This is a genomic window from Bradyrhizobium sp. UFLA01-814 (assembly GCF_046718885.1).
Taxonomy (GTDB): Bacteria; Pseudomonadota; Alphaproteobacteria; order Rhizobiales; family Xanthobacteraceae; genus Bradyrhizobium; species Bradyrhizobium elkanii.
Genome location: NZ_JAQOSR010000096.1, coordinates 1 through 23,778 on the forward strand (window position 1 = coordinate 1; position 23,778 = coordinate 23,778).

21 protein-coding genes and 2 pseudogenes are annotated in these 23,778 nt (G+C 65.7%); 14 read left to right on the forward strand and 9 right to left on the reverse strand.

The window, feature by feature from the left end:
• Positions 1–55 precede the first annotated feature (55 nt).
• A pseudogene (locus PMN64_RS26185) lies at positions 56–325 on the reverse strand (AraC family transcriptional regulator); the annotation flags it as partial.
• Between the two features lie 165 nt (positions 326–490).
• Between PMN64_RS26185 and PMN64_RS26190 the strand changes: the two are divergent.
• Positions 491–1,208: pseudogene (locus PMN64_RS26190) on the forward strand (alpha/beta hydrolase).
• Here PMN64_RS26190 and PMN64_RS26195 read toward each other — a convergent pair.
• Positions 1,205–2,698, reverse strand: coding sequence for a flavin-containing monooxygenase (locus PMN64_RS26195; protein ID WP_411782715.1), 1,494 nt, complete (start codon positions 2,696–2,698; stop codon positions 1,205–1,207). The pseudogene PMN64_RS26190 and the gene PMN64_RS26195 overlap by 4 nt on opposite strands.
• 119 nt (positions 2,699–2,817) lie before the next feature.
• Positions 2,818–3,267: a cupin domain-containing protein gene (locus PMN64_RS26200; protein WP_021079721.1), complete on the reverse strand. Its 450-nt coding sequence runs from the start codon at positions 3,265–3,267 to the stop codon at positions 2,818–2,820.
• 262 nt (positions 3,268–3,529) lie between these two features.
• Between PMN64_RS26200 and PMN64_RS26205 the strand changes: the two genes are divergently transcribed.
• The 4 genes from PMN64_RS26205 to PMN64_RS26220 all read left to right on the forward strand — a co-directional run bounded on the left by PMN64_RS26205 (position 3,530) and on the right by PMN64_RS26220 (position 6,441).
• On the forward strand, positions 3,530–4,558 hold the full coding sequence (locus tag PMN64_RS26205; RefSeq protein WP_411782716.1) for an AraC family transcriptional regulator: 1,029 nt from the start codon (positions 3,530–3,532) through the stop codon (positions 4,556–4,558).
• Positions 4,559–4,655: 97 nt separating this feature from the next.
• Positions 4,656–5,522 (forward strand): S1C family serine protease, encoded by an 867-nt coding sequence (locus PMN64_RS26210; RefSeq protein WP_411782717.1) that lies wholly within the window; start codon positions 4,656–4,658, stop codon positions 5,520–5,522.
• On the forward strand, positions 5,519–5,893 hold the full coding sequence (locus tag PMN64_RS26215) for a response regulator transcription factor (RefSeq protein WP_411782718.1): 375 nt from the start codon (positions 5,519–5,521) through the stop codon (positions 5,891–5,893). Before PMN64_RS26210 ends, PMN64_RS26215 begins: the two co-directional genes overlap by 4 nt.
• A gap of 335 nt (positions 5,894–6,228) precedes the next feature.
• Complete coding sequence (locus PMN64_RS26220; protein ID WP_411782719.1) at positions 6,229–6,441, forward strand: hypothetical protein; 213 nt, start codon at positions 6,229–6,231, stop codon at positions 6,439–6,441.
• A gap of 136 nt (positions 6,442–6,577) precedes the next feature.
• Here PMN64_RS26220 and PMN64_RS26225 read toward each other — a convergent pair whose 3' ends face one another.
• Both PMN64_RS26225 and PMN64_RS26230 read right to left on the reverse strand, forming a co-directional pair.
• Entirely contained in the window at positions 6,578–6,928 is a 351-nt protein-coding gene (locus PMN64_RS26225) for a hypothetical protein (protein ID WP_028342538.1), read from the reverse strand.
• A gap of 179 nt (positions 6,929–7,107) precedes the next feature.
• On the reverse strand, positions 7,108–8,466 hold the full coding sequence (locus tag PMN64_RS26230) for a metallophosphoesterase family protein (protein ID WP_411782720.1): 1,359 nt from the start codon (positions 8,464–8,466) through the stop codon (positions 7,108–7,110).
• A gap of 148 nt (positions 8,467–8,614) precedes the next feature.
• On the opposite strand from PMN64_RS26230, the gene PMN64_RS26235 reads away from it, so the two are divergent.
• Complete coding sequence (locus PMN64_RS26235; protein ID WP_411782721.1) at positions 8,615–9,706, forward strand: mandelate racemase/muconate lactonizing enzyme family protein; 1,092 nt, start codon at positions 8,615–8,617, stop codon at positions 9,704–9,706.
• A gap of 17 nt (positions 9,707–9,723) precedes the next feature.
• Here the strand turns inward: PMN64_RS26235 and PMN64_RS26240 are convergent, their stop codons facing one another.
• Complete coding sequence (locus PMN64_RS26240; RefSeq protein ID WP_244435878.1) at positions 9,724–10,137, reverse strand: hypothetical protein; 414 nt, start codon at positions 10,135–10,137, stop codon at positions 9,724–9,726.
• A gap of 378 nt (positions 10,138–10,515) precedes the next feature.
• On the opposite strand from PMN64_RS26240, the gene PMN64_RS26245 reads away from it, so the two are divergent.
• From PMN64_RS26245 to PMN64_RS26270, 6 genes are all read left to right on the forward strand, one after another.
• Positions 10,516–11,934: a M20 family metallopeptidase gene (locus PMN64_RS26245; protein ID WP_411782722.1), complete on the forward strand. Its 1,419-nt coding sequence runs from the start codon at positions 10,516–10,518 to the stop codon at positions 11,932–11,934.
• 473 nt (positions 11,935–12,407) lie between these two features.
• Positions 12,408–14,198 (forward strand): peptide ABC transporter substrate-binding protein, encoded by a 1,791-nt coding sequence (locus PMN64_RS26250; protein WP_411782723.1) that lies wholly within the window; start codon positions 12,408–12,410, stop codon positions 14,196–14,198.
• Between the two features lie 273 nt (positions 14,199–14,471).
• The gene (locus PMN64_RS26255; protein ID WP_411782724.1) at positions 14,472–15,428 is read left to right on the forward strand and encodes an ABC transporter permease; all 957 of its coding nucleotides are present in this window, start codon (positions 14,472–14,474) and stop codon (positions 15,426–15,428) included.
• Positions 15,394–16,311 carry an ABC transporter permease gene (locus PMN64_RS26260; protein ID WP_028334911.1) on the forward strand — a complete coding sequence of 306 codons (918 nt, stop codon included), beginning with the start codon at positions 15,394–15,396 and terminating at the stop codon, positions 16,309–16,311. Before PMN64_RS26255 ends, PMN64_RS26260 begins: the two co-directional genes overlap by 35 nt.
• Entirely contained in the window at positions 16,308–17,288 is a 981-nt protein-coding gene (locus PMN64_RS26265; RefSeq protein ID WP_141340051.1) for an ABC transporter ATP-binding protein, read from the forward strand. Before PMN64_RS26260 ends, PMN64_RS26265 begins: the two co-directional genes overlap by 4 nt.
• Positions 17,285–18,253 (forward strand): ABC transporter ATP-binding protein, encoded by a 969-nt coding sequence (locus PMN64_RS26270; RefSeq protein ID WP_411782725.1) that lies wholly within the window; start codon positions 17,285–17,287, stop codon positions 18,251–18,253. Before PMN64_RS26265 ends, PMN64_RS26270 begins: the two co-directional genes overlap by 4 nt.
• 137 nt (positions 18,254–18,390) lie before the next feature.
• Here PMN64_RS26270 and PMN64_RS26275 read toward each other — a convergent pair whose 3' ends face one another.
• Positions 18,391–19,395 (reverse strand): LysR substrate-binding domain-containing protein, encoded by a 1,005-nt coding sequence (locus PMN64_RS26275; RefSeq protein ID WP_411782726.1) that lies wholly within the window; start codon positions 19,393–19,395, stop codon positions 18,391–18,393.
• 100 nt (positions 19,396–19,495) lie between these two features.
• On the opposite strand from PMN64_RS26275, the gene bla reads away from it, so the two are divergent.
• Entirely contained in the window at positions 19,496–20,395 is a 900-nt protein-coding gene (bla, locus tag PMN64_RS26280; protein WP_411782727.1) for a class A beta-lactamase, read from the forward strand.
• Between the two features lie 34 nt (positions 20,396–20,429).
• On the opposite strand, the gene PMN64_RS26285 is transcribed toward bla, so the two are convergent.
• Positions 20,430–21,851 carry an amidase gene (locus tag PMN64_RS26285; protein WP_411782728.1) on the reverse strand — a complete coding sequence of 474 codons (1,422 nt, stop codon included), beginning with the start codon at positions 21,849–21,851 and terminating at the stop codon, positions 20,430–20,432.
• A gap of 207 nt (positions 21,852–22,058) precedes the next feature.
• On the opposite strand from PMN64_RS26285, the gene PMN64_RS26290 reads away from it, so the two are divergent.
• Positions 22,059–22,973: an ankyrin repeat domain-containing protein gene (locus PMN64_RS26290; RefSeq protein ID WP_411782729.1), complete on the forward strand. Its 915-nt coding sequence runs from the start codon at positions 22,059–22,061 to the stop codon at positions 22,971–22,973.
• Positions 22,974–23,190: 217 nt separating this feature from the next.
• Here the strand turns inward: PMN64_RS26290 and PMN64_RS26295 are convergent, their stop codons facing one another.
• Positions 23,191–23,757: a c-type cytochrome gene (locus tag PMN64_RS26295; protein ID WP_411782730.1), complete on the reverse strand. Its 567-nt coding sequence runs from the start codon at positions 23,755–23,757 to the stop codon at positions 23,191–23,193.
• Positions 23,758–23,778 lie beyond the last annotated feature (21 nt).

Consider the following 23,778-nt stretch of genomic DNA (forward strand, 5'->3'; position numbering starts at 1 on the left):
GAGATCTACACTATACCATGGTCGTCGGCAGCGTCAGATGTGTATAAGAGACAGGATAGTAGCAGCGCCGGCTGGACGCGGCGATGTCGGCAGCGGAGCGTCGCACGACATGCTCCGGGAAGCTGACCCGGTTGACCGCGCCGTCGCCGAGTCCAAGGGTCTCGACGCGGGCGAGGAAGCCCGGCGTCGCCGGCGGCTCCGGCGTCAGGTTCATGAAGGCCTGGCAGATCGCCTCGCGGTAATAGGCAAACTGCTCGCCGGGCCTCGTGTCCGCGGTATTCCAGCTCAGCCTGCGCGAGCGATCCGCGGCGGCGATTTGCTGCATCAGTTCACTCCGAGCCCAGTCCCGTTCGCTCACAGCCAAGCGCGTTCCGCGGGTCCAGGTCAATATCCAGGTCAATATCCATCAGGAAACGGATGAAACTTGCGCGTATCCCGGGCCGTCCGGACGCGGCAATCGATCTAACCAAACCAGACAGGGAGGTACAACATGTCGACCTATGTTCTCGTCCATGGATAACGGCGCCGAGTTTGAACCGGTTGCGGCTGCCATCCGCAAGGCCGGCCATGTCGTCCACACCCCGACCATCAGGGGTAACCGCCCCGGCGACCGGAAGGACTCCGGCCTTGCCGAGGCGATCCAGTCGATCGTGGATTATCTCGCCGAGCATGACCTCAAGGACATCGTGCTGGTCGGCCACAGCTATGGCGGCATGGTCATCACGGGCGTCGCCGACGCCGCCGCGGATCGCATCCGCCGCCTCGTCTACTGGAACGCGTTCGTGCCCAACAATGGCGAGTGCCTCAACGACATGGTGCCGCCGCACTATCGCGGCCTGTTCGACGCCATTCACGCCGAGCGCGGCGACGGCTCGGTGGTGTTGCCGTTCCCGATCTGGCGCGAGGCCTTCATCAACGACGCCGACCTCGAGACGGCGCAGCGTGCCTATGACAAGCTCAATCCGCATCCGTTGAAGACCTTCCAGGACAAGATCGCGCTGCGCACCAATCCCGCCGAGATGCCCATCGCAAAGTCCTACGTGAACTGCACCGAGGACACCGCGATGCCGCACAGCCTGCCCTGGCATCCGCGGTTGTCGGAGAAGCTCGGACTGTTCCGCCTGGTCCTGGTGCCGGGCAGCCACGAGCTGTGCTTCTCCAATCCCGAGCGCCTGGCGCAAGCCTTCCTCGACGCCGGCCGCGATTAGGCCACCGCCCTGTATGCCGGCGCGGTCGCGAGGAAGCGGGCATAGGCGTCCGCATCCGGCGGCGTGAACTTTTCGACGAGCGGGTTGCGGCGCGAGGCCTTGGTGCCGATGTCCGCCAGCAACTCGTCGAAATGCTTGAAGTGGTAGGGCGCGACGCACAGCCCGCCATAGACGCCCGCTGCCGGGCGCTCGACGCGCTTGAAGTTCAGCATCATCGCGATGTTGCTATTCATCTCGGCCGCGCTCGGCTGCCGTGCCAGCTGGCCGTCGGCGTAGCGCACCAGCCAGTTCGCGGCGAGATCGGCGCACAGCACGGTGCAGAAGCTCGAATTGAAGCCGACAAAGCCCATGTCGGGCAGATCGGGATTGGCGATCAACCGATAGAGCCGGTACTGCCCGTCGGGCTCGACCAGCTTGTTCTGATACTCCTCGGGCAGGAACGGCACGCCGAGCTTGTAGCCGATCGCGAGCACCGCGACATCGGCCGCGACGCGCTGGCCGCAGCTCATCACGATGGTCTTGCCGTCGTAATGGTCGAAGGTGCCGCGCACCGCCTTGATCCGGCCGTCGGCGACCATCGGATAGAAGCCGGGCGTTGCGATCGGCACCGAGCAATTGACGCCGTCCTCGATCCGCTCCTTCGGCACCATGCCGCATTGCTTCAGCTTGAGCTGCATCTTCAGCATGCTTTCGAGCCCGCGCCAGTTCGCCCACACGAACGGCTTTGCCACGACATGCGCAAGGCGCGCCATCGGTCCGATGCCCCAGCTCGCAAACATCTGCTCCTGGGCGCGGATGTAGAGGATGCGCTTGAAGTTGACGAGGCCGCCGACGAAATAGGGAAGCCGCCAGACCGGCTCGCGAAACACGATGGTGACTTCGCTGGCGCCGGAATTGACCGCATTCACCGCGATGTCGGTCGCCGATTTGGAGCCGCCGAGCACCACTACCTTGCGGCCCTTGGCAAGCGCTGGATCGCTGTATTGCGACGAATGCAGGATTTGCCCGCCGTGCGCCTTGAAGCCATCCTCGCCGGCCAGCGGCAAGGTCTGCGGCTCGTTGAACTGCCCGGTGCAGACCGCGACGAAGTCGAAATCCTCGTGGCCGGTGGCGCCGTCGGTCGAGCGCAGCGCCAGCGTCCAGCCCGGCCTGCCGTCGGCACGGCGCTTCATGCCTTCGACCTTGGTGTCGAACCGCATCGCGCCGTCGAGCCCATGGCTGCGGGCGTAGTCGCGCAAATAGGCATGGACCTGCGGACCCTTCGGCCATTCCGGATAGGCCTCCGGCATCGCCTTGTCGGTGTAGCGATAGAGCTCCTTCGGGCTCTGGGTCTGCACGTCGGGATAGGAGCGCGCCGGCTCCCAAACCCCGCCGAGATCGCCGCTGCGCTCGATGATGGTCACCTTGTGGCCGCGACCGGCAAAGGCCTTGCCGGCGGCGAGCCCGGAAATGCCGGCGCCGATGACGCACACATGCTTCTGCTTGACCATGAAACCGCTCCGAATTGAATGAACAGGTCCAATTTCGTTAGGCGCACGCGTCCCCGTCATCGCCGGAGCCAGCCCCGGCGATTGCCGCCTCGCGTGCGTATTGTCTGTTTGGCCGCCGGCTAGTCGTTGGCTTCCGGCGGCAGAAAATCCACCTCGTGCTCGGCGGAGATACGCACCACCTCGACGGGGTCCTGCAGATTGTGCAGCTTCTCGAACAGCGCCTCGAGCTTCTGCATCGGCGACACCCAGAACAGCGCCCGCGCCGGCTTGTCCGACTTGTTGAAATAGCCGTGCGGGATGCCGCGCGGCATGCGCACGAGGTCGCCGGCCTTGGCCTGCACCCAGACGCCGTCGAGCTTGAGGTCGAGCACGCCCTCCTGCACCAGGATGAACTCGTCCTGGGTCGGGTGGATGTGCACCGGCACGAACTGGCCGGGGTCGCTGTTGGTCTCGAATGCGAAGGTCGAGTCGGTGACCGCCTTCGGATAGTAGACCTGGCCCAGGATATTCCAGGTCTTGCCGCCGTAGCCGGTGCCGGTTCGGGTAATGCCTTTTTCGAGCGTGCCCATGTCAGCCTCTCCAGTTTTGATGCGCATTGCCGGCACGGAGCCTGTCGCCGGCCGGTGAGGCTGTCTAGCCGATAAACGAATCCGCACCCGGCACCTTCATGCTGCAATGCGGGAGCACTGCGCTGGCGGCGTCTGCCCAATGCCGCCGCATTCGCCTGCGCTCAGATCGGGCAGTTTGCGCGACGAAACGGCGTTCCCCTTTGCCGCGGGATGCTCTAGGCTGCATGATGTTTTAGACCTCAAACAACTCCGGACGGCCGGCGTGACTGCTGTTGGCAACGAGGTTTCGACAAGCGCAAATTCTCTAAGCGCAAGGCTTACGGATTTCGCACGCGTCGCGACGGCGCGCGTCGATGACGCGGTGGAAGCGATCGGCCGCATCTTCTGCCCGCACGATCTGACGCCGGTCGATCATTCCGCGAGCAATTTCTCCGCGCATCACAATTGCGCCGACTTCGACGGCTTCTCCGTCAACTATGTCGCCTATGGCGGATCGGTCGCGATCAATCCCGGCTGCCTCGACCGCTTCTTCCTGTTGCAGATGCCGCTGTCCGGCTCGGCGTCGGTGCGGACCGCCGCGCGCGAGCTCACCACCGGACCACAACACACCGCCTCGCTGCTGTCGCCGACCATTCCGACCGAAATGACCTGGCGCGGCGACTGCGCCCAGCTCATTTTGCTGCTCGACCGCAGACTGGTCGAGCATCGCGCCGCGGCACTTGGCGGCGTGGCGGTGAGGCCGATCGAGTTCGATCCGGCCGTCGCGCTGAGCGGGCCGCTCGGGCAGACGCTCTCGGCCAGGATTGAGCATCTTGTCGCGGCCGCCGAGCAGCTCGGGCCGCGCAAGACCTTGTCGGCGATCGCGGCGGCCGATTGGCGCGAGTCGTTTCTCAATGCCCTGCTCAACGGGCAGCGGCACAGCCTGAGTTCGGCGATCGATGTCTTCAACGGCCGCACTGAGGCCCAGCCGGCCGCCTTGAAACGCGTGCGCGCCTATCTGGAGAGCCGGGCGACCGAGCCGCTGGACCTCGCCGAGCTTGCGGAGATCGCGGGCACCGGCATCCGCGCGCTGCAACTCGGCTTCCGCCGTCACTTCGGCACCACCGTGTCCGAGATGTTGCTCGACATCCGCCTCGCCCATCTCAACGCCCGCCTCAAGACGGCGCGGCCGGGCGAACGCATTGTCGATATTGCATTCGACCTCGGCTTTACCCATCTGAGCCGGATGGCGAGCGCCTACCGCGCCAAGTTCGGCGAGAGCCCGAAGGCGACCCTGCAGCGGCTGAGCTGAGCGGCAGTTCCGGGCGGCCCGGCCACGCCCTGCCCATCCGGCCAGTATCGCCGTCAGCCGCAACATCCCAGATTGAGGGAAGCCAACGGAGTTTCCCATGACCGAACCGAATATCCTGTCCTCGCTGTCATCAGCCCTTGCGGAGACCATTGCGCGCGCTGCGCCGGCCATCGTCTCCGTGCATTCGCATCGCGCACGCGCCTCCGGCTTTGTCTGGAAGGCGGGCCTCGTCGTCACCGCCGACGAAGCGCTGGCCGACGAGGGCGAGATCGAAATCCAGTTCGCCGACGGCAGCCGCAGGCCCGCGACCGTCGTCGGGCGCGACCACACCACCGACATCGCGCTGCTGCGCGTCGATGGCGACGTCGCCCCCGTCAGGCTCTCGATGGGGAGCCCTGCGCTGGGATCGCTCGCGGTGATCGTCGCCGCCGACCGCGGCGCGCCGACCGCGCGGCTCGGCATGGTCGCGCTGTCGGGCCCGGCCTGGCGCAGCCTGCGCGGCGGCGAAATCGATGCACGGATCGAGCTCGACGTCCGGCTGCGGCACAGCCAGCAGGGTGGCCTCGCGCTGAACGCCGCGGGCGAGCCGTTCGGCATGGCCGTGCTCGGCCCGCGCCGTGTGCTGACGATCCCGGCTACGACCATCGAGCGGGTCGCAACGCAGCTCGAGAAGAGCGGCCGCATCGCGCGCGGATATCTTGGCGTCGGCTTGCAGCCGGTCCGTCTCGACGACGGCCTCGGCGCGATGGTGATGAATGTCGACAAGGCCGGCCCCTCGGCCGCGGCCGGCATCCGGCAGGGCGACGTGATCATCGCCGTGAATGGCGAGAAGCTGTCCGGCGTGCGGGCGCTGTCGCGCGGCCTCGGACCGCAGAGCGTCGGCACGGTGGTCGAGCTCACCGTGCATCGCGGCGGCGAGCCGCTGAACTTCAAGGTGACGGTCGGCGAGAGGCCCGAGACGTGAGCGGTGAGCCGGCCAACGACATCGTCATCGCGCTCGAGGTCGACGACGCCGTCCTCGCCGATCGGCTGGCGACCCTGCTCGGCGGCGTCGCCGGCCTGCGGCTCGCCGCGCCGGGCGAACAGGCCACGGCGGCGGTCGTCGCACGCAACCGCGAGGCCGCGGGCGCCGGCGACTTCGAGCTAACGCCGCGCGAGCTCGACGTGCTGGCGCTGCTGGCCGAAGGCGCATCCAACAAGATGATCGCACAGCGGCTCGGGATTTCCGTCCACACCGCCAAGTTTCATGTCGGCTCGCTGCTCGACAAGCTCGACGCCACCGGCCGCACCGACGCCGTCGCCCATGCCGCGCGGCGCGGGGTGATCAATTTATGAGGGGCGGGATTGCTGTTGTAGTGACGCTGAGCTGAGATCTCTCCACCCGTCGTCCCTGCGAAAGCAGGGACCCATAGCAACCGCATTTGATCGTGAACGAGATCGTGGCCCCAGCGTCGCACAACAATGCGTACTTGGGGTAATGGGTCCTGGCCTTCGCCATGACGACTGCGAATCCTCATGCGCACTCGTCAGTTGCACGCGGCCACTGGACAGCGACCCTAAATCGGTGATTGGGAAAATTCCGCCCCGCGGACACCCGGCTCAGTATTCGACCGGATACAGACGCCTTCACGATCTGGCTATGCAATCTTCAGCCAACAAGAAGAAACAGCATGAAGAAGCTGATCGGTCGTCATCGGGACATTCAATACACACTCACCAACATCGAACCCGACCTCTGGGGTTGGTCGTTCGACATCAACGGCAAGACCAAGCAAGGCACCACGCGCGCGCGGCTCGACCTGCTAGCGCGGCGGCGCGTCTGCACGCTGATCGATCGCGAATTGAAACGCGCGGAAGGCACCAGGCCCAACGAGCCTGACTGATCACTCTCCCCGGTGAAAGTCCATTGGACGTACCGCGCCCATGAGAAATGAAAACTCCCGCAGCACCGGCTGCGGGAGTTGTTGGCATTGGTGGCCGCGGGGAGGTCCAACCACCGATGCCGACATTCGAACCTTGTCAGGCTGTTTTGGCGAACATCGTCAGGACGCCATCGGCGATGTTGATAGCGACGACCTGCGACGAAGTCAGGCCCTTGGCCTTGAGCGCGGAGACCGCCTGCGGTGTCGCGTCAATCGACTTCCGAAGCGACTGGATGTCGTCCTCCTTTGTCTTTGCGATGGCATCCTCGACCTTCGATCGCATCTCGGGCTTGAGGTCCTTGATGTCCACGACCTCTATGCTCCGGATGACAGTGGACTGATCAGATGCCTGCGGCGGCGCCTTGGGTTGTGCGCCTTGCGCTTGCACCAAGGCGGGCGTTCCGAGGGCGAGCGCGGCAACAGTGACGAATGCAGTGAGATTGCGCATGGTCGATTCCTTTCCGTGTCCTTATCCGAGTCAGCAAGCGATAAAACCTACGCGCGAAGTTTGGCCGGCGTCTGATTTTTCCGTGGCCATTCATTGGAGCCAATGCGACCGCAATGCGGGTGTCGACGCGCGCCCGGCCGCCGCGTCGATGTCCAGCGCGTCGATCCGGGCGCGACTGACTACAATGCGATGACGGAAATGGCGATCTCGAGCCGTGGTCCGGCGTAGCGCTTGTCATCCGGCCCACCCTCGCCGCACCCGACGTTCCAGACCGCCGGCCATGAGAACCGCTCGAGCCCCGTTGCCGATATCGCCGCCCACGACGTCCAGCGCGTGTTACCGCTGCGTCGCCACAGCACGCCGCCCGGTCCCATGTCCGGGTAGAAGGCGATGTCGAGGTCGAAATCACTGTTGGCGCCGAGATCGGGACCGATCCAGTAATAGGGACTGCGTCCACGCTCACGTCCAAGGATCAAGGTGAGCGTCTGGTTCGGCCCGCGCAAGCCCAGCCAGAGCGGTGCGATCACGCCGGGCGCGGGCGTGCAGAGCAGCGTTTGTGGCGCGGCAGTTCCCGCGGCGGTGCGGCCCGACAGTTTCAAGGCGATCACCGTCGCGGGCGCCAATGTCCCCGACAGCGGTGCAGGGCTGGTCCCGCGCGGCAGCGGCGACCACGCGGCCTGGTCCAGCGATGGCAGCGGCCATGTGAGCTGCTCGCGCACCACACCTTCGGTATCGAGCACCTGATAGCGGAACCCATCCTGATCGAGCGCGGCTTGCACGCAATGCAGATACTCGACGCCTTCGGGCATCCGGTGCGCGGTACCCGCACCCGCCGTACAGACCTGCAGCACATCGCGATGAACCTGGACGTCGAAGGCGAGAATGTGGCTGCACAGATAGGCGGTGACATCGGCGCGGACGAGGATATCCCAGAACCGCTCGCGATATTCGTGGCCGATCTCGCGCTGATAGCTGCCGCTGTAGCCGTTGATGGCGTACACGGGATGATGGCCCAGCACCAGCTTGTGCCTGGCGTCCTCGTGCTGTGCGAGGACCGCTTGCAGCCAGTCGGTCTCGACATGCCCCTCGCCGCCGAGGCCGCTCCAGAGCGTGTGCACGAACACCATCAGGAGATCGTCGCGGCGAACCCAGTAGGACAGCCCATCCTGACCGGGCGGGCCGTTGCGCGGCAGCTGCAGCACCTCGCGGAACACCGCCTCGCTCATCTCGTCATAGGTGGTGTGGTTGCCGGTCGTGTGCCACAGCGGCACCACGCGCCGGTCGAGCCAGGACATCTCGACCTCGAACCAATGCCGCCATTGCGCGCGCAGCGCGTCGGCATCCGCGGTGAGGCCGATGATCTCGTCGCCGGGGAACAGAATGAATTCGGGCGCAGGGTGCAGCCGGCGCACCACGTCGTTCACCGACGCGAAGGTGCGCTCATGCAGCGCGCCCGGAACGCCCGAGCAGGCGTCGGCATAGATCACGAACTGGTGGCCCGAATTTCTCGGCAACAGAGACGGAATTGCATCATCCATGGTCGAACCACGTCCTCGCGAGCCACATCATAGAGGAAGGCAGACTGATCGCTCAAGGCAGACATTCGCAGGCGCAAGGTTGCAGGCAGCCGGGGCTTTTGAGATCGTGTGCCGCGCATTGCATACGTCCATGACAAGGAGTTCCGGCGTGGCCATCCTCAAGGAATTCAGCATCGGATTCTACAAGATCCCGCTCCCGGTGGTGCTCAGCGACAGCACGCACGGCGAGATCAAGGCGTTCGAGCTCGTCACGATCCGCGCCCGCGATGCCGACGGCACGGAAGGCACTGGCTACACCTACACGGTCGGCCGCAATGGCGGCGCCGTCGCCGATATCCTGAGCCGCGAAATCGGCGAGATCGCGCGCGGGATGGAGGCCGACGACACCGAGCAGCTTTGGCACAAGGTGTGGTGGGCGCTGCATTATGGCGGCCGCGGCGGGCCGGCGGTGCTGGCGCTGTCCGCGCTCGACATCGCGTTGTGGGACCTCAAGGCGCGGCGGGCATCGCTGCCGCTGTGGCGGCTGCTCGGCGGCTTCGACCGCCGCGTGCCCTGCTATGCCGGCGGCATCGATCTTGATCTGCCGCTGGATGGTTTGCTGAAGCAGACCGACGACAATCTGGCCAAGGGCTTTCGCGCCATCAAGATGAAGGTCGGCCGGCCGAGCCTTGCGTCCGACGTGGCGCGCGTGAAGGCGATGCGCGGCCATCTCGGCGACGAGTTTCCGCTGATGGCCGACGCCAACATGAAATGGACCGTCGAGGAAGCGATCCGCGCCGCGCGCGCCCTGCAACCGTTCGACCTGACCTGGCTCGAGGAGCCGACCATTCCGGACGACGTCGCGGGACACGCGCGCATCCTGCAAGCCGGCGGCGTGCCGATCGCAGCCGGCGAGAACCTGCGCAGCCTGTGGGAGTTCAAGCCCTATATCGCCGGCGGCGCGCTGTCCTATGCCGAGCCCGACGTCACCAATTGCGGCGGCGTAACCAGCTTCATGAAGATCGCTCGCCTCGCCGAGGCCTTCAATATTCCGGTCACCAGTCATGGCGCGCATGACATCACCGTGCATCTGCTGGCGGCGTGCCCGAACCGGTCGTATCTCGAGGCGCATGGCTTCGGTCTCGATCGCTATATCGAGCATCCGCTGGTTCTGGAGCAAGGCATGGCGATGGCACCGGATCGCCCGGGGCACGGCATCGCCTTCGACTGGAAAGGCCTGGAGCGGCTCAGCGCGGGATGAGGGACGGCTGGCTTGGGCTATCGGCTACAGTGGCGGATGAACCTTACATCCCTGGCGTACAGGTACGTGTAAGGGTCCACCTGTTCGAGCGCATGGTGCCGCATCACCCAGTCGCGAACCTCGGGCGCATAGGCCGACATCATCAGCTGGGTCTCGCCGGGGTTCATGCTGCGGTCGCCGTGATGTGCAGCGTGAAACATGAAGTAGCCGCTCGGGGTAATGCAGATCTTGTTGAGGGGAACGGTCCCCAGGACCGTCGTGCAAGAAGACTTGCAGCGACCATCGATCACCACGCGATCATACTCCGCATTGACTTGCCGGTACTTGTAGATGTGCGCGGCGGTGTTGCCGCCAGGGTCGTGAAGATAGTAGATCTTCTCTGCGCGTGCGAAACCCGTCATTACCAAGGTGAAGATCGCGATACTGACCACGGCGAGTATCCGATGCATATCACTTCCCCTCTTGCGGCCCTCTCTACTTCAACGGGCATTGCGGCATGAGTACTATGCGTGGATCGGTTTCGCAACTTCCGCTGTTGGACCCTTTGACGGACACAATTGGACATGTTGGCGACATCCGCCGTTGAAACCAAGCCGGAAGACATGAAGACATAACGTCAAGTCGCGGATCGGATCTGCAAGCAGGTGCCCTAGTCGCGCTCACGCCAAGCTGCTAGCCTTTTGCACTTCAGATTGCCCAAGGCGCGATGAGATCATCGCGCCTTGGCTCATTGTCCGAGCATGATCCTTTCGGAAAACCGCTTCACACTTTTCCGGATCATGCTCTAGCGAGTTAAGGGATCGGAGCAAATGGACAACCGTAGTGATGTTTGGCGCGGCGTCGACGCGATCAAGCCGCGTTTCATCGAATTGAGCGACCGGGTCTGGGCGATGCCCGAGGTCTGCTACACCGAGGCGCGCTCATCCGCCGAACATCTGGCCGAGCTGCGCCATCAAGGCTTCCGCATCACCGAGAACGTCGCCGACATCCCGACCGCGGTGATGGGCGAATGGGGCGAAGGCGGCCCGGTGATTGCCTTCCTCGGCGAGTATGACGCCCTGCCCGGTCTCAGCCAGGAGGCCGGAATCGCCGAGCATCGCCCGATCGAGAGCGGCGGCCACGGCCATGGCTGCGGCCACAATCTGCTCGGCTCCTCCGCGCTGCTCGCCGCGACCGCGGTGAAGGACTGGCTCGCTGCCAACAAGGTGCCGGGGCGCGTGCGCTATTACGGCTGTCCCGCCGAGGAAGGTGGCGCGGCAAAGGCCTTCATGGTGCGCTGTGGCGCGTTCGAGGACGCCGATATCGCCATCACCTGGCATCCGCACAGTTTCTGGGAGGTGGCGGTGACACCGTCGCTCGCCAATACCCGCGCCGACTTCATCTTCACCGGGCGCACCTCGCATGCGGCGGCCTCGCCGCATCTCGGCCGCAGCGCGCTTGATGCGGTGGAATTGATGAATGTCGGCGTCAACTACATGCGCGAGCACATGCCGAGCGACGCCCGCGTGCACTACGCGCTGCTCGACACCGGCGGCATCGCGCCCAACGTGGTGCAGGCCCATGCCCGCGTGCGCTATTCGATCCGCGCCCGCGACCTGCCCGGCATGAACGAGCTGGTCGAGCGCGTGCACAAGATCGCGCAGGGCGCGGCGCTGATGACCGAGACCAAGGTGGAGATGAAGATCATCTCCGCCGTCTCGAACATCCTGCCCAACACGCCGCTGGAACAGACGCTGCACCGGATCATGGAAGAGCTCGGCCCGCCGCATTTCGACGATGCCGACAAGGATTTCGCCGGCAAGATCCGCGCGACCCTGACCGACAAGGACATCGCCTCGGTGTACTACGCGATCGGCATGGAGCCGACCGACCGGCCGCTCGCCGATTTCCTGGTGCCGATCGACGCCAAGCGCAATCCGCTGATCGGCTCGACCGACGTCGGCGACGTCAGCTGGGTGGTGCCGACCGTGCAGGTCCATGCACCGACGGTTGCAATCGGCACGCCGTTCCACACCTGGCAGGTTGTGGCGCAGGGCAAGACGCCGGCCGCGCACAAGGCGATGGTACAGGCCGCCAAGGCGATGGCCGGCCTCGGCGTCAAGGCGCTGATGGAGCCGGAGCTGATCGCGGCCGCCAAGGCCGACCTCAAGAAGCGGACCACAAGAACGCCCTATGTCAGTCCGCTGCCGGCGAATGTTGCACCGCCGTTGGACATGTCGATCGCCTGAGAGCCGCATTGAGAGCGGGCCGGACCTGCTCTCCGGGATCAAGCAATCGCATATCCCCATCGTCATGGCCGGGCTTGTCCCGGCCATCCACGTCTTTTCTCACGCGGAAACGGAGACGTGGATGCCCGGCACAAGGCCGGGCATGACGAGTTTGCGGCGGGATCGAGCGCATATGCGATAGCCCGGGCTTCAGACGCGAACTCCGGCCTGCGTGGCAAAAAAGCATCTCGGAACAAAGGATAACGAACAAATTTTCCGCACTGCGAGGCACGCAAGAGCGCGCTTTTGGCGCCGATCTGCTGAACCCATGTGCGGCGAGCGGAGGTTCTGCACAAGCGATAGCCAAAAGACCTAGGCGCTGAAGAGCGGGAGGCGTTGACCTTCGCGGTCATTCGGTGTGCCATCCTGCCGCCAACACGGCGGCCGGTTCCACGGCCCGCCGCAATAACCAATTGAGCCGGACCGAGGGGACAATGTTCGACAAGAATCTGCGGGGCATGATCGACGACGTGAAGGACGGGCGGATGGATCGCCGCGCCTTCGTCAAGCGAATGATTGCCGTCGGCCTCACCGCGCCGATGGCCAACCAGATCCTTGCGATCGGCGGCGTCGCGATGGCGCAGAGCCCCAATCCCTACAAGCCGACCAAGCGCGGCGGCGGCGGTCCGCTGAAGCTGTTGTGGTGGCAGGGCCCCACCCTGCTCAATCCCCACTTCGCCACCGGCACCAAGGACCAGGACGGCTCGCGGCTGTTCTACGAACCGCTGGCAAGCTGGGACGTCGACGGCCATCTCAACCCGATCCTCGCCGCCGAAATCCCCTCGATCCAGAACGGCGGACTTTCCAAAGATGCCAAGACGGTGGTCTGGAAACTCAAGCCCGGCGTCAAATGGCATGACGGCAAACCCTTCACCGCCGACGACGTCGTGTTCAACTGGGAATATGCCACCGACCCTGCGACCGCGGCGGTCTCGAGCGGCACCTATTCCGGCATGACCGTGGAGAAGGTCGACGACCTCACGGTCCGCATCAAGTTCAAGGATCCGACGCCGTTCTGGGCCAACGCGTTTGTCGGCGCCTATGGCTGCATCATCCCGAAGCATCTGTTCGCCGAGTACAAGGGCAGCAAGTCGCGCGAGGCGCCGAACAATCTGAAGCCGGTCGGCACCAGCCCGTACAAATTCGTCGAGTTCAAGCCGGGCGATCTGGTGCGCGGCGAGATCAATCCCGATTACCACATGCCGAACCGGCCCTATTTCGACACGATCGAGATGAAGGGCGGCGGCGATGCGGTGTCGGCGGCGCGCGCGGTGATCCAGACCGGCGAATATGATTTCGCCTGGAACATCCAGGTCGAGGACGAGGTGCTGCTGCGGCTGGAAAAGGGCGGCAAGGGCAAGACGCTCTATGCCGTCGGCGGCGACATCGAGTTTATCGCCATCAACTTCACCGACCCGAACACCGAGGTCGACGGCGAACGCTCGTCGATCAAGACCAAGCATCCGATCCTGTCGGATCCCGCGGTGCGCAAGGCGCTGGCGCTGCTGGTCGACCGCGACTCCGTCAAGAAGGTGATCTACGGCCGCGCCGGCCGCGCCACCGCCAATTATCTCAACGGCCCCGAGGAGTTCGTTTCCAAGAACACCAAGTGGGAGTTCTCGGTCGAGAAGGCGAGCGCGCTGCTCGAGCAGGCCGGCTGGAAGGTCGGCTCCGACGGCATCCGCGAGAAGGACGGCAAGAAGCTGAAGCTCCTGTACCAGACCTCGATCAACGGCCCGCGGCAGAAGACCCAGGCGATCGTCAAGCAGGCCTGCCAGAAGGCCGGCATCGACGTCGAGCTGAAGTCGGTCGTGGCCTCGGTGTTCTTCTCCTCCGACGTCGCCAACCCCGACACCTATTCCAAGTTCTACGCCGACATCGAGATGTTCCAGATCCCAATGACGCAACCCGACCCGGGCCTGCACATGCGCCGCTATCTGTCGCGCAATGTCGCGACCAAGGAGAACAAGTGGCAAGGGCAGAATTTCCCGCGCTGGGTCAACAAGGATTTCGACGCCGCGATCGAGGCGGCCGATACCGAGACCGATCCGATCAAGCGGGCGGAGCTCTACATCAAGTGCAATGACTTGATGTGGCAGGACACGGTCGTGATCCCGGTGATGCACCGCCTCGCGGTGGAAGCCTGCTCCAACACGGTGCGGCCCGCGCTCTCCGGCTGGGCCAACCAGACCGACAATCTGCAAGACTGGTATCGTGAAACCTGAGACGTGACGTGCTCGGAATCGAACGGGCACTCTTCTCCCTCTCCTTGTTCTTACGGGGTCGAGACGAGCGGAGCTCGCTCTTGGAGGGTCGGGGTGAGGCTCTATCCGCAAATGCGTTGGAAGGTGAGTTCGTGGAGAGTCCCCCTCATCCGGAATTCAAGGTGCGCTTGAATTCCGACCTCTCCCCGCACGCGGGGCGAGGTGAAGCTCGCCTTTCGACTGGAAGCAAGATCAACGTGCTCAAGGTGCGAGCGTAAGTTAGATGATCTCTCGATGAGTCAATATATCCTGCGCCGTCTGATGATCGCGATCCCGAGTCTGCTCGGGATCTCGCTCGTGCTGTTCGTCGTGCTGGCGCTCGCGCCGGGCGATCCGTTCAGCGAGCTCGCGACCAATCCGAACGTGCCGCCCGAGGTGCAGGCCGCGCTGCGCGCCAAGTTCGGCCTCGACGACCCGATCTATCTTCGCTACCTGCACTGGCTCGCGGCGATGGCCCAGGGCGACTGGGGCTTCTCCTTTGTCAGCCGGATCAATGTCGACACCCTGATCCTGCAGCGGCTGCCGACCACGCTTTACGTGATCGGCTCGGCGCAGCTGCTGGCGCTCCTGATCGCAATCCCGGTCGGCGTCTATGCCGCCACCCGGCCCTATTCAATCTTCGACCAGCTCGCCAACACCTTCGCCTTCATCGGCTTCTCGCTGCCGACCTTCTTCACCGGCATCCTGTTCATCTTGGTGTTCTCGGTGAAGCTCGACTGGCTGCCCTTCGTCTACACCGATGTGCCGGGCAGCGGGATCAAATGGGCGCTGGAGATGATCCGGCAGGCCATCATGCCGGTGATGGTGCTCGGCCTGTTCCAGGCGGCGTCGATGACCCGCTTCGTGCGCTCGGCAATGCTCGACGTGATCCGGCTCGACTATGTCACCACCGCCCGCGCCAAGGGGCTCGGGCAGGCCAAGGTGATCGTCAAGCACGTGATGCGCAACGCGATGATCCCGGTCGTCACGCTCATTGCGCTGCAAATGCCTGCCGTGTTCGGCGGCGCCATCGTCACCGAGCAGATCTTCCGGATTCCCGGTATCGGCTCGCTGCTGATTTCCTCCATCCTCGCCAATGACACGCCGGTCGTGATGGCCGTGACCTTCGTCTTCGCGTGTCTCGTGGTGCTGTTCAACCTGATCGCAGATGTCCTCTATGGCTGGCTTGACCCTCGCATCTCCTTCCGCTGAGCGGCGCGGCTATTCGCCCTGGCGCGAAACCTGGCGGCGCTACCGCCGGCACCGGCCTGCCGTGGTCAGCGCCGTGCTGTTGCTGCTGCTGATCGCGGCCGTCGTGATCGGCCCGTTCGTCTGGCGCGTCTCGATCAGCGATATGGACGTCGTGGCCGGCCTGCAGGGGCCATCGCTGGCGCATCCGTTCGGCACCGACGATCTCGGCCAGGACCTGCTCGCCCGCATGATCTATGGCGGGCGCATCTCGCTCGCGGTCGGCCTCGCCGCGATGCTGGTCTCGGTGTTCGTCGGCACGCTGATCGGCGCGCTCGCCGGCATGTCGCGCGGCGCGCTCGGCTACGCATTGATGTGGCTGACCGATTTGTTCCTGTCGCTGCCGCAACTGCCGCTGCTGTTGATGCTGATCTATCTGTTCCGCGACGGGCTGAAGGCGATGTTCGGCCCGGAGGGCGGCATCTTCATCCTGATCGTGCTGGTGATCGGCGGCTTGCGCTGGATGCCGGTCGCGCGACTGGTGCGCGCCCAGTTCCTGTCGCTGCGCGAGAAGGAATTCGTCGAGGCGGCGCGCGCGCTCGGCGCAAGCCCGGTGCGGCAGGTGGTGCGCCACATCCTGCCCAATGCGCTGGGACCCGTGATCATCGCCGGCACGATCGACGTCGCCGCCGCCATCATCGCGGAATCGACGCTGTCGTTTCTCGGCCTCGGCTTTCCGCCGGATACCCCGACCTGGGGCCGCATCCTCTATGACGCCAAGGACTTCCTCGACATCGGCCCGCATTGGGCGCTGTTTCCGGGCGGCGCGATCTTCATCGCGGTGGTCGCCATCAATTTCATCGGCGACGGGCTGCGCGACGCGCTCGACGCGCGCAAGGTGATCTGATGGCGCTGCTCGACATCAAGGGCCTGAAAACCCATTTCACCACCGACGACGGCATCCTCCAGGCGGTCGACGGCGTCGACATCAGCATCAACCGCGGCGAGACGCTGTGCGTGGTCGGCGAATCCGGCTGCGGCAAGACCGTCACCGCGATGTCGATCCTGAAGCTGATCGCGATGCCGCCGGGCAAGATCGTCGAAGGCGAAATCATCTTCGAGGGCCGCGACCTGGTGCCATTGACCAGCCATCAGCTCGACGACATCAGGGCCAAGGAAATCGGCTTCATCTTCCAGGAGCCGATGACCTCGCTCAATCCAGTGCTGACCATCGGCGAGCAGATCGCCGAGAGCCTGCGCCGCCACGAGGCGGTAACCAAGAAGCAGGCGCTGGAGCGTACCATCGAGATGCTGAAGCTGGTGCAGATCCCCAACGCCGCGGGCCGCGTGCATCATTATCCGCACCAGTTCTCCGGCGGCATGCGCCAGCGCGTGATGATCGCGATGGCGCTGGCCTGCCGCCCCAAGCTCGTCATCGCCGACGAGCCGACCACCGCGCTCGACGTCACCATCCAGGCGCAGATCCTCGACCTGTTACAGGACATGAAGGAACGCTTCGGCATGGCGGTGATGCTGATCACCCACGCGATGGGCGTGGTCGCCGAGACCGCGCAGCGCGTCGTCGTGATGTACGCCGGCAAGGTGGTGGAGGAGGCGCCGGTCGACGAACTGTTCGGCAATCCCGGCCACCCCTACACCCAGGGCCTTATCCGCTCGATCCCGCGCATCGACCTCGACGCCGCGCACAAGACCCGGCTGGAGGCGATCGGCGGCTCGGTGCCGATCCTGATCAACCCGCCGCCCGGCTGCCGTTTTGCCGCCCGCTGCAAATACGCCATGAGCATCTGCACCGAAAAGGAGCCGCGGCTGCGCGAGATCGCACCCGGCCATCGCATGGCCTGCCACCTCGGAGACGCATCATGAGCGAGCCGCTGCTGCGCGTTTCCAATCTGAAGAAGCACTTTCCGGTGCTGGGCGGCCTGCTCTCGCGCGAGGTCGGCCAGGTCTATGCGGTCGACGGCGTGTCGTTCTCGGTCGACCGCGGCGAGACGCTCGGCCTCGTCGGCGAATCCGGCTGCGGCAAATCCACCACCGGCCGCTGCGTGCTGCGCCTGATCGAGCCGACCTCGGGCGAGGTCGTGTTCGATGGCCGGAGCGTCACCGGCCTCGGCGGCGGCGATCTGCGTGCTATGCGGCGCAACATGCAGCTCGTGTTCCAGGATCCGTTCGCCTCGCTCAATCCCCGCATGACCGTCGGCGCGATCCTCGGCGAGCCCTTTATCATCCACAACCTCGTGACCTCGGCCAGCGAGCGCGAGGACCGCGTCGCGAGCCTGTTGGTCAAGGTCGGGCTGAAGGCCGAGCACATGCGCCGCTACCCGCACGAATTCTCCGGCGGCCAGCGCCAGCGCATCGCGATCGCCCGCGCGCTCACCTTAGAGCCGAAGCTGATCGTGTGCGACGAGCCGGTCTCCGCGCTCGACGTCTCGATCCAGGCCCAGGTCATCAACCTGCTCGAGGATCTGCAGGCCGAGCTGAACCTCACCTATCTGTTCGTCGCCCACGATCTCTCTGTCGTGGAGCACATCTCCGACCGCGTCGCGGTGATGTATCTCGGCCGCATCGTCGAGCTCGCCAAGGCCAGCGATCTCTACCGCAATCCGCAGCACCCCTACACGAAGGCGCTGCTCTCGGCGGTGCCGGTGCCGGATCCCAAGGCGAAGCGCGACCGCATCCGCCTGAAGGGCGACGTGCCGAGCCCGATGAATCCGCCCAGAGGCTGCCACTTCCACACCCGCTGCCCGATCGCCGAAGAGCGCTGCCGGCAGACCGCACCGGAACTGCTGGAAGGCAGGAACGGGCATTCCGTGGCGTGCCATCTGGCGTAGAGCGGATCGCCTGCGACGATCGAACTGTCGGCGCGACCACTCTTTCACCGTTACCCTGAGGAGCGCGCAGCGCGTCTCGAAGGGTCGACGGCCCCGCTGGTGGCCGTGCATCCTTCGAGGCTCGCTCCGCTCGCGCCTCAGGATGACGGGGCAAAAAGCTTCGCCCGCCGCCGCTTCGCAGTCTTTGTCTTTGTCTTTGTCTTGGCCTTCGCTTTGGCTTTCGTCTTGGGCCGCGCGGCCGGCGCCTTCACCTGCGCTTCCTCGCTCTCGCTCACCTCCGTCCGCAGCGTCTCGAGCAGCCAGTCACGAAACGCGCGCATGCCCGGCGTCACCTCGCGCGACTTCAGCCAGGTCAGCCAATAGGATCCCGCCGGGACCTCGGCCGCGAACGGCCGCAGCAGCCGGCCGGACGCCAGCTCATTTTCGAACATCGCGATCGGCACCAGCCCGACGCCGACGCCGCGCGCGGCGGCCTCGGCCATCGCGACCGAACTGTCGAAGATCGGCCCCTGGATTTTCGGACACGGCGCGCCGGCGACTGCAAACCACAGCGGCCATTCCTCGGCGCGGTAGGACCGCAGCAGGAACTCCCGTGCGAGATCGGACGGCTTGCGCAGCCGGTCCGCCGCGTCGGGGCAACACACCGGCGAGAGCGGCGCGGACAACAGATGGATCGCCTCGGTGCCGTGCCACGAGCCGTCGCCGAAGCGCAGCGCGAGATCGAGCCCGTCGCCTGCGATGTCGACGCGGTTGTTGTTGGTGAGCAGGCGCAGATCGATATAGGGATGCGCGCGCTTGAAGCGGTCGATGCGCTGCAGCAGCCATCCGGTCGCGAACGTCGTGACGCAGCCGACGGTGACGACCTCGCGCGTGCCCTTGGCCTCGATGCGGTCGATCGCGGCGCCGATCCGGTCGAGCGCGTCCGACAGCACCGGCAGCAGCGCCAGCCCCTCGTCGGTGAGCACCAGCCCGCGCGGCAGCCGGCGGAACAGGCTCGTGCCCAGGAGGTCTTCGAGTTGCTTGACCTGGTGGCTGATCGCGGTCTGCGTCACGCGCAGCTCCATCCCGGCGCGGGTGAAGCTGAGCAGCCGCGCGGAGGCCTCGAAGGCGCGCAGCGCGTTCAGCGGGAGATGCCGGCGCACGGCGTCATGACCAAGTTTTCCTCATGTCTCGCTGTATAAATGATTGTTTGTGCGCCGTCACGCCGCCCGGCAGGTTCGCGCCGCCAACGGGAGATTCGACATGCTGACGAGACGGACATTTGGATTGCGCGCGCTGGGCCTTGCGGTGTCCTGCACCCTGCCGCGGTCAGGCGCGGCCGCGGAACAAGGCGAGCTGGCGCAGCGGCTGCAGCAGGAGTTTGCGCGCATCGAGCAGGCGACCGGCGGCCGGCTCGGCATCGCCGCGCTCGACATGGAGACGGGATTGCGCGCGAGCCTGCGCGGCGACGAGCGGTTCCCGATGTGCAGCACCTTCAAGGCGATGGCGTCGGCCGCGGTGCTGCACCGGGTCGATCGCGGCGAATCCAGCCTCGACCATCGCATGCAAGTCGAGGCCAAGGATATCTTGGCCTACGCGCCGGTCACCAAGGCGCACGTCGGATCAGCCATGATGTTGTCCGAACTCTGCGAGGCTGCGATCACGCTCAGCGACAACACCGCCGCCAACCTGCTGCTGCGCGAGATCGGCGGGCCCGCCGGCTTCACCAGCTTCTTCCGCACCATCGGCGACAATGTCAGCCGGCTCGACCGCTGGGAGGTGGAGCTCAACGAAGCCGTGCCCGGCGACCCGCGCGACACCACGAGCCCTGTCGCGATGCTGAAGGATTTGCAGCGCGTGCTGCTCGGCGATGTCCTGTCCGCGGCCTCGCGCCAGAAACTGATCGACTGGATGGTCGCCAACAAGACCGGCGACGCCCGGCTGCGTGCCGGCGTGCCCCGCGACTGGCGGGTTGGCGACAAGACCGGCACCGGCGAGCGCGGCACCTACAACGACATCGGCGTGTTCTGGCCGCCCGGCCGCAAGCCGATCGTCGTCACCGTCTATCTGACCGGCGCAAGCGCTCCCATGGAGAAGTGCAACGAGGCGATCGCCGGTGTCGCCCGCGCCGTCGCCAATGCGAGCACCGGACAGAGCGGCTGAACCGGCGACGCCGCGATCAGCGTCTCCGACAACGTCAGGTCGGCCAGCGACCAAGCAAGTCGCTGGCCGCCTCGAACAACGCTGCAACGCGCAACAGTTCGGCATCGGCCCGGAAGTGGCCGACCAGATGCAGTCCGATTGGCAGGCCGTCGCGGCCGAAACCTGCGGGGATGCTGACGGCGGGATGCCCGGTCATGTTGAACAGCATGGTCCAGGGAAACCAGTGCGGCCGCACGCTGTCGAAACTTCGGCCGTCGATCTCGATCGTGCCGAACAGGTCCTGGTTGATCGGTAACGCCGACCGGGTCAAGGTCGGCATCGCCAGGAGATCGCCGCGCGCGAACAGCGACTGCACCCGGCGGAATAGCGCGGTGCGGTCGAACATCGCCCGCTGGTAGTCGACCCCGCTGACCTGCGCCGCCAGCGCGAGCTGCTTCAGGAAGGTTGTGCTGAGATCATTCGGATGATCGGCCGCGAGCTTCTCGAAGCGGGTGCGCCAGACGGTGTGATTGATCGCACGCCAGATCGGCTCGATGTCAAAGCCGTCACCGGAAAACTCTTCGAGCTCAGCGCCGAGGCCCGCCAGCCGGTCGAGGCTTGCCTTGAACGCAGCAGCCACATCTGATGTGACCGGACGCCCCGGCGGCGACACGCAGAACAGCACCCGCCGGCCTTTGAGGTCGCCGCGCGGCGCGGCAAGGCCGAGATAGTCGGGGACCGGCACCCCGATCGACCAGGGGTCCGACGGGTCCTCTCCCGCCATCGCCTGCATCATCAGCGCCGTATCGGCAACGGTGCGCGTGGTCGGTGTAACGTAGGTCTGGTTGCCGAAAGCATCCTGCACCTGGCTATGCGGGATCACCCCGTTGCTCTGCTTGATTCCGACCACGCCGTTGCAGGCGGCGGGAATCCGGGTGGAGCCGCCGCCATCGGTCGCAACCGCCAGCGGCGCGATGCCGCTCGCGACGGCCACCGCCGCGCCGCCGCTGGAGCCGCCACTGGACCGCTCGGCACTCCATGCATTGCGCGTCCGCCCGAACAGCGGCGAGTCGGTCAGGCACTTGCTGCCGAACTCCGGCGTCGTGGTCTTGCCGATCAATATGCCGCCCTGGGCACGGAGGCGGGCCACCGCGACGGCGTCACTATCGGGCACGTTGTCCCGGTACGGCACCGCGCCGAAGGTCGTCCGAACGTCTTTGGTGCTGACGATGTCCTTCACGGTGAAGGGGATGCCGTGGAGCAGGCCGAGCGGCTCGCCGGCCGTGATTTGCCGCTCGGCAGCTTTCGCCTGCGCCATCGCCGCGTCACCGCACAGCGTGATGAAGCAGTTCAATTCGGGTTGCAGCCGCTCGGCACGGGCGAGCACCGCACGCGTAACCTCGACAGGCGAAACCTCCCTGCAGGCGATGCGCCCACGAAGGTCAACGGCAGACAGCAGACACAGATCGTCGCTCATTGGACAAGGACTCGCGTCAGACATGGTCGACGCCCGCATCGTGGCGCGCGGCATGCGGCAAGTCCATCGGCTCGGACGCATGGCGCAACGCCGCGGCGCCGCGACATCGCATGGCCTGCCGGGTGCCGGCGGGCCCTTCCCGGCCGCGCGGCTTGGCAGCGACGGAGGATCATGCGACGCTCGATCCGCCATACGGAGGAACACGTCTTGTATCGCCGCCTCGCCCTCGCCGCGCTGATCATTGCCGGCAGCGTGCACGGCAGCCTCGCGGCGGCCGATCCGGCACGGTGCCGCGAGCTGATCCGCAAATACGAAACCGACAAGGCCCAGCTCAGCGCGGTCGAGATCTCGCTGTCGCTGTTTGCGGCCGCCAATGCCGATTGCATCAACCTTGCCACCGAGCTGCTCGATCACGGCGCCTCCGTCGACGCGCGGGACCGGCTGGGCGCAAGGCCGCTGAGCCACGCCGCCCGCTCCGGCCATCTTGCCATGGTCGACCTGCTGCTGGCACGCGGCGCGCCGGTCGACGCGCGCAACCTCGCGGGATCGACCGCGCTGTATTTTGCCGCCGAGCGCGGCCATGTCGCGATCGTGCAGCGGCTGATCGACCGCGGCGCCGACGTCAATCTCACCGGACGCAGCGGCGCCTCCCCGGTCGCGGCCGCCGCCTATGCCGGCAGGGACATGGTGGTGCGCATGCTGCTGGCGCACGGCGCCGACGGCCGCAAGGCCGACGACACCGGCAAGCCGCCGGTCGTCTATGCCGCGGCCGGCGGCCAGCTCGGCATCGTCAAGCAGCTGCTCGCGCGCGACATCGACATCAATGCGCGCTACGCCAACAATCTGACGCTCCTGATGTGGGCGGCCGGGCCGGATGAGACCGTGCCGGAGGCGCAGGCGCTCGAGGTTGTCTCGTACCTGCTGGAAGGCGGCGCCAAGGTCGACGATCGCGATGCGCGCGGCCGCACGGCGCTGATGATCGCCGCCGAAGGCAATCATCCGGCGATTGCCAGGACACTGCTCGCGCATGGCGCCGACCCTGCGCTGGCCGACAAGGCCGGCAAGCATGCCGCCGATCTCACCATCCTGTCGGCGCTGCGCGAGGAGCTGACGCCCCGCTGAGGCATGATGAGTTGAATCGAGCAACAGGTTCCGCATCACCTCGCCCCGCTTGCGGGGAGAGGTCGGAACGCATCGTTAGATGCGTTCCGGGTGAGGGGGAGCTTCCACGAGCACGTTTATCACCGTGTTCGCGGAGAGAGCCCCTCACCCCAACCCTCTCCCCGTAAGGACGGGGAGAGGGAGATCAGCCGCAACGAGGGGTGAACTTCAGCGCCGCTCACAGCCCCGCCAGATACTCCACCAGCGCGGCCAGGTCGTCGGGCGACGTTGCCAGCATTAGGTCGGACATGCCGGGATTGTTGCCGCGCGCACGGGTGCGGAAATCGGCGATGGTCTTGGCGAGATAATCCCGTCCCATTCCGGCCAGCCGCGGCACCGTGCCGTCGCCCTGGAAGCGATCGAGATGGCAGGCCGGACAACCGACCGAGCGGCTGGCGCTGACCGCCTTCTCCGCCACGTCCTTGGGGGCGCGCGGCTGGCCCAGGTCAGGCCACGGCTTCTGCGAAAAATATTGCGCGATCGCCAGCATGTCGTCGCGCTCGAACTGCGCCGCGATCGGCTGCATGATCTCGCTCTTGCGATCGCCGCGCTTGAAATCGCGCAGCTGGATGTAGAGATAGCCGGCCTGCTGGCCCCAGATCGTCGGAATGGTCTTGTCGACCGGCTTGCCGTTCTCGCCGTGGCAGCCGGCGCAGACCTGCACCTTGTCTTCAATCTTCTCAGCGCATGCCTGTACCGCCATCAGCAGCAGCGCGACGCCGCCAATCATCAATCTACTGAACATCTGCCCATCCGTAGAAAACAG